General features: G+C 73.4%; 4 protein-coding genes. All 4 read right to left on the bottom strand.

Going from position 1 to position 5,001, the window contains the following annotated elements:
- Positions 1-1,472, bottom strand: a 1,472-nt coding sequence (locus DZG00_RS12190) for an alpha/beta fold hydrolase (RefSeq protein ID WP_119455665.1), incomplete at its 3' end; no start/stop codon positions are given.
- Positions 1,473-1,479: 7 nt separating this feature from the next.
- Positions 1,480-2,511 carry a 3-oxoacyl-ACP synthase III gene (locus DZG00_RS12185; protein WP_119382798.1) on the bottom strand — a complete coding sequence of 344 codons (1,032 nt, stop codon included), beginning with the start codon at positions 2,509-2,511 and terminating at the stop codon, positions 1,480-1,482.
- A gap of 106 nt (positions 2,512-2,617) precedes the next feature.
- Entirely contained in the window at positions 2,618-3,763 is a 1,146-nt protein-coding gene (gene ispG, locus DZG00_RS12180) for a flavodoxin-dependent (E)-4-hydroxy-3-methylbut-2-enyl-diphosphate synthase (RefSeq protein WP_199688977.1), read from the bottom strand.
- A 91-nt stretch (positions 3,764-3,854) separates the two neighbouring features.
- A partial coding sequence (locus DZG00_RS12175; RefSeq protein WP_119455664.1) for a site-2 protease family protein occupies positions 3,855-5,001 on the bottom strand: 1,147 nt, incomplete at its 5' end.

The following is a 5,001-nucleotide window of genomic DNA, read 5'->3' as shown; positions in this document are numbered from 1 at the left end:
GCCGCCACGCCGAGCGCGCGTGCGACGGGCGGCGCGAGCGTGGTGACGGAGATCCGCTCCCCCGGCCAGCCGAGCGCGCGCGCGAGGGCGAGGCCCGCGGGGATGCCGACGACCATGTCGGGGCGGGATCCCGCGACCGCGCGTCCCAGGCCCTTCACGCCGAGGCCGGCGTCGGCGACCACGACGATCGCGCCGATGCGGAGGCACGCGTAGAGGAGCGCCGTGAGGTCGGCGCCGGGCGGCACGAGGAGCGAGACGCGGTCGCCGGCGCGGAGCCCGCGGGCATGGAGGCCCGCGGCGATCTCGCGGACGCGGCGGGACAGCAGCCGCCAGGAGACGGTGCGCGGACCGCCGCCGCCGCGCGGCGCCATCTCGACGAGGACGGGCGCGTCGCTGTCGCGCAGCTCCTCGAGGAGCGCGCCGAGCGGGCGGACGGGGTCGGCGTCGGGGACGGCGGCCGGAGCGGGACGCGCGGCGGGCGCCGATCCGGGCACGACGCGGTCCGCGAGCCAGTCGAGCGCGGCGGACGCGTAGTCGTGGTCCTCGGCGACGAGGTGGCCGGCGCCCTCCACGCGGTGCACGTCGGCGTGCGGCAGCCGCTCGAGGAGGTCGGAGAGGTAGACGTCGGAGAAGATCGGGTCGCGCGGTCCCCAGACGAACAGGGCCGGCAGGTCGAGGTCGCGGAGGCCATCGGCGATGGACGTGAGGGTCGAGTGGCTGGGGTGCTGGGGGCCGACCGGGATGTCGGCGACGAAGCCGCGGATCCCCGCCCGGCGGTCGGCGCCCCGGTAGGGCGCCGCGAACGCCCGGCGCACGGCCGGGTCGAGCGGCGGGTGCGCGAGCGCGAGCGTGGTGGCGAGGAAGCCGGGGGTGCCGCGGGTCGCCGCGTCGTGGATCCCCGTGGCCAGCGCCAGGCGCAGCGGCCACGGGATGGGCACGCCCTCCTCCTGGTGCACGGCCGTGTTGAGCGCCATGACCCCGGCGAGCACGTCGCGGTTGCGGAGCGCCCAGCCGAGGCTGACGACGCCGCCCCAGTCGTGCCCGAGCGTGACGACGGGCGTCGTGGCGCCGGATCCCGAGAGCCCGAGCTCGTCGGTGAGCGCCTGCAGATCGTCGAGCCGGATGGGCAGCGTGCGCGCGACGCCCGTGCGCTCGGAGAAGCCCATGTCGAGCTGGTCGACGGCGACCACACGCCAGGCGGGCTGCGACGGATCCCGCTCGGCGCGCGCCAGCGACTCGGCCGCGATGCGCCGCCACAGGTACGACCAGGTGGGGTTCCCGTGCACGCAGAGGATGGTGCCGGCGACGGGTGCGCCCGTGGCGGCCAGCCGCTCCCCCGTGTCGAGCAGGTGCCAGCCGTGGCCGCCCGCGCGGACGACGCGCGACCAGGCGGGGTCGAGGCCGGGCAGCGGCTCCCCGTCGGGGCCCGTCACGGGGACGGTCGCCGGGGCGACCTCGGCCGGTGCGCTCACGCGGCGGCTACCAGAGGATCTCGGTCATGGCCGTGTTGAGGCCGGAGCCCACGCCCATGCAGAGCACGCGGTCGCCGCGGCTGAGGCTGTCGGCCTGGTCGGCGAGCGTGATGGGGATGCTCGCGGGCCCGACGTTGCCGTAGCGCGGGTACGTGAGCGGCACGCGCGACTTGTCGAGCTTCGCGGCCTTGACGATGGCGTTGGTGTGCACGTCGGAGACCTGGTGGAGGATGTAGCGGTCCATGTCGGACCAGTCCCAGTCGTCCTGCGCGGCTTCCTTCCACGCGTCGACGACGAGCTCCATGCCGCCGCGGAGGAGCTCCTTGGTGTCGGTGAACATGCCGTCGACGTCGCCGATGCACAGCTCGTGGTGCTGGGTGGCGGCACGCGTGACGCCGCCGAGGATCCGGTGCCCCTCCGGGTGGTCGCTCGTGCGACCGAGGACGGCCGCCGCAGCGCCCGCGCCGAGCGTGAGGCTGGGGAACTCGCTGAGGAAGTCCGCGCGCGTCGTCTCCGGGCGGAGGAGCCGCGCGACCGTGTTGTGGCGGATCTCGCCCGCGTCCTCGCCGTCGACGATCATCGCGTAGTCGATCTGGCCCGAGTCGATGAGGTGGCCCGCGAGCGTCATGGCGTTGACGAAGCCGAGGCACGCGTTCGCGATGTCGAAGTTGAGGGCAGACGACGGCAGGCCGAGCCCGTTGTGGATGCTGACCGCGACGCTCGGCTCGAGGTGCGCGCGCGTGACGGACGTGTTGATGAGCAGCCCGATCTGCGACGGCTGCACGCCCGCCTGCGCGAGCGCCTTGCGCCCGGCCTCGGTGGCGGCCGCGTCGAAGGACATGGACGTGTCCCAGTTGCGGCGCTCGAGAACGCCCGCGACGCGCTGCAGCAGACCGGTGGGGAGGCGGAGCCTCGACAGCACGGGCTTCAGCCGGTCGTCGATCTCCACCGAGGTCACGGTGTGCGGGGCGAGGACGCTGGCTAGCCCCAGCAGGGAGGTGTTCCGATGCCGGAAAGTGGCGTTACCGTTCAACAGCATCCTCAGTTCGTGGGGCGATCCGCCGGGCGGACGACTAGCAGAGCCTACGCGCGGACGGCGCGCGCGGACGCACGCCGCCGGCGCGGGCGGGTGGGGAGAGGGAGGGTCAGACCAGGATCTCGGGGCTGCCGATGGATCCGGCGGGCATCTCCGCGGCGAGGCGGTTGGCCTCCTCGATGAGGGTCTGGACGATCTCGGCCTCGGGCACGGTCTTGATGACCTCGCCCTTCACGAAGATCTGCCCGCGGCCGTTCCCGGACGCGACGCCGAGCTCGGCCTCGCGGGCCTCGCCGGGCCCGTTGACGACGCAGCCCATGACGGCGACGCGCAGCGGCACGTTGACGTGCTTGAGGCCCTCGGTGACCTGCTCGGCGAGCGAGTAGACGTCGACCTGGGCGCGCCCGCAGCTCGGGCAGGAGACGATCTCGAGCTTGCGCTCGCGCAGGTTGAGCGACTGCAGGATCTGCAGGCCCACCTTCACCTCCTCGGCCGGGGGCGCGGAGAGGGAGACGCGGATGGTGTCGCCGATGCCCTCGGAGAGCAGGATCCCGAACGCCGTGGCGCTCTTGATGGTGCCCTGGAACGCGGGGCCGGCCTCGGTGACGCCGAGGTGGAGCGGCCAGTCGCCGCGCTCGGCGAGCATGCGGTAGGCCTTCACCATGATGACCGGGTCGTTGTGCTTGACCGAGATCTTGAAGTCGTGGAAGTCGTGCTCCTCGAAGAGGCTGGCCTCCCACACGGCGGACTCGACGAGCGCCTCGGGGGTGGCCTTGCCGTACTTCTGCAGCAGGCTCGGGTGGAGGGATCCGGCGTTGACGCCGATGCGGATCGAGGTGCCCGCGGCCTTGGCGGCCTTCGCGATGGCGCCGACCTGGTCGTCGAACTTGCGGATGTTGCCGGGGTTCACGCGCACCGCGCCGACGCCGGCGTCGATGGCCGTGAAGACGTAGCGGGGCTGGAAGTGGATGTCCGCGATGATCGGGATCTGGCTCTTCTTGGCCAGGATGTGCAGCACGTCCGCGTCGTCCTGGTGCGGCACCGCGACGCGCACGATGTCGCAGCCCGTGGCCGTGAGCTCGGCGATCTGCTGGAGCGTGGCGTTGATGTTGGTGGTCTGAGTGGTCGTCATCGACTGGACGCTCACCTGGGCGTCGCCGCCGACCTTGACCTTGCCGACGCTGATCTGACGGGTCTTCCGTCGGGGCGCGAGGACTTCCGGGACCTTCGGCATTCCGAGATTGACTGCTGGCACGGGGAAGAGCCTACGTCCGATTCCTGCGCACCCGGTGCGTCGGGGGCGCGGGCGGCGTCAGGCGCTGGGCGCCGTCAGGCGCTGGGCGCCGTCAGGTGAGCCGGACGGGGTTCACCAGGTCGGCGAAGATCAGCAGCGCGCTCATGGCGCCGAAGAGGATCACGACCACGAAGGTCACGGGCATGAGCTTCGCGACGTCCACGGGCCCCGGGTCGCGCCGGCCGGAGAGCTTGGCCAGGAAGCGGCGGACGCCCTCGACGATCGCGCCGAGCACGTGCCCGCCGTCGAGGGGCAGGAGCGGCAGGAGGTTGATCATGCCGAGCGCCACGTTGAGCGACGCGACGAGGCCGATCATCGCGGAGGCGCGGGAGGCGACGGGCGTCTCGTCGAGGCTCGCGATCTCGCCGGCGACGCGGCCGACGCCCACGACGCTCATGGGGCCGTTCGGGTCGCGCTCTCCGCCGCCGAACGCGGCGCGGCCGACGTCCACCAGGCGCTGCGGGAGGTTGAGGATGAGGTTGCCGACCGCGGCCATGTTCTCGCCCGTTGTGGTGAACGCCGCCGAGAGCGGCTGCTGCTGCACGGCCTGCGTGGGGCTGAAGCCGATGAGCCCGACCTCGCGCGTGACCGGGTTCCCCTGCTCGTCGACCTCGGGGGCGCCGCGGGATCCGATGACGGCCTGCTGCGTGAGGACCGGCGTGATGGCGAGCGTCTCGCGGGCACCGTCGCGCTCGACGACGACGTCGAGCTCCGTGCCCGCCGACACCTGGACGATGCCGGTGACCTGGTCCCATGCGGTGATCGGCGTGCCGTCGATGCTGACGATGGTGTCGCCGGGCTGGAGGCCCGCCGCCGCGCCCGGGGCCGCGGGGGCGCCGGCGGGGCAGGTGGCGGCGTCGGCCGAGGCGGTGGATCCGGCGGGCACGATGCACGCGTTGACCTGGCCGACCGTGGTGGTGGGCGTCGTGACGCCGAAGCCGCACAGCACGACGGCGAACAGCAGGATCGCGAGGAGGAAGTTCATCGCCGGCCCGCCCAGCATGATGACCATGCGCTTCGGGACGGACAGCTTGTAGAAGGCGCGGTCCTCCTCGTCGCCGATGCTCTCGGCGCTCGCCTGGCGGGCGTCCTGCACGAGGAGGTCGAAGAAGCCGCGGCCGGCGCGGTCGTCCGCGTCGGGCGCGGGCGCGGTGGCGGTCGCGGCGGGATCCTGGGGGTCGGCCGTCGGCGCGCTGCCC

Source organism: Clavibacter lycopersici (assembly GCF_003576405.1).
Classification (GTDB): domain Bacteria; phylum Actinomycetota; class Actinomycetes; order Actinomycetales; family Microbacteriaceae; genus Clavibacter; species Clavibacter lycopersici.
This window is presented reverse-complemented; position numbering and strand designations above follow the sequence as displayed.

Coding starts and splice junctions, on each gene's coding strand:
- DZG00_RS12185 (WP_119382798.1), bottom strand. CDS start 2,511: ATGCTGTTGAACGGTAACGCCACTTTCCGGCATCGGAACACCTCCCTG.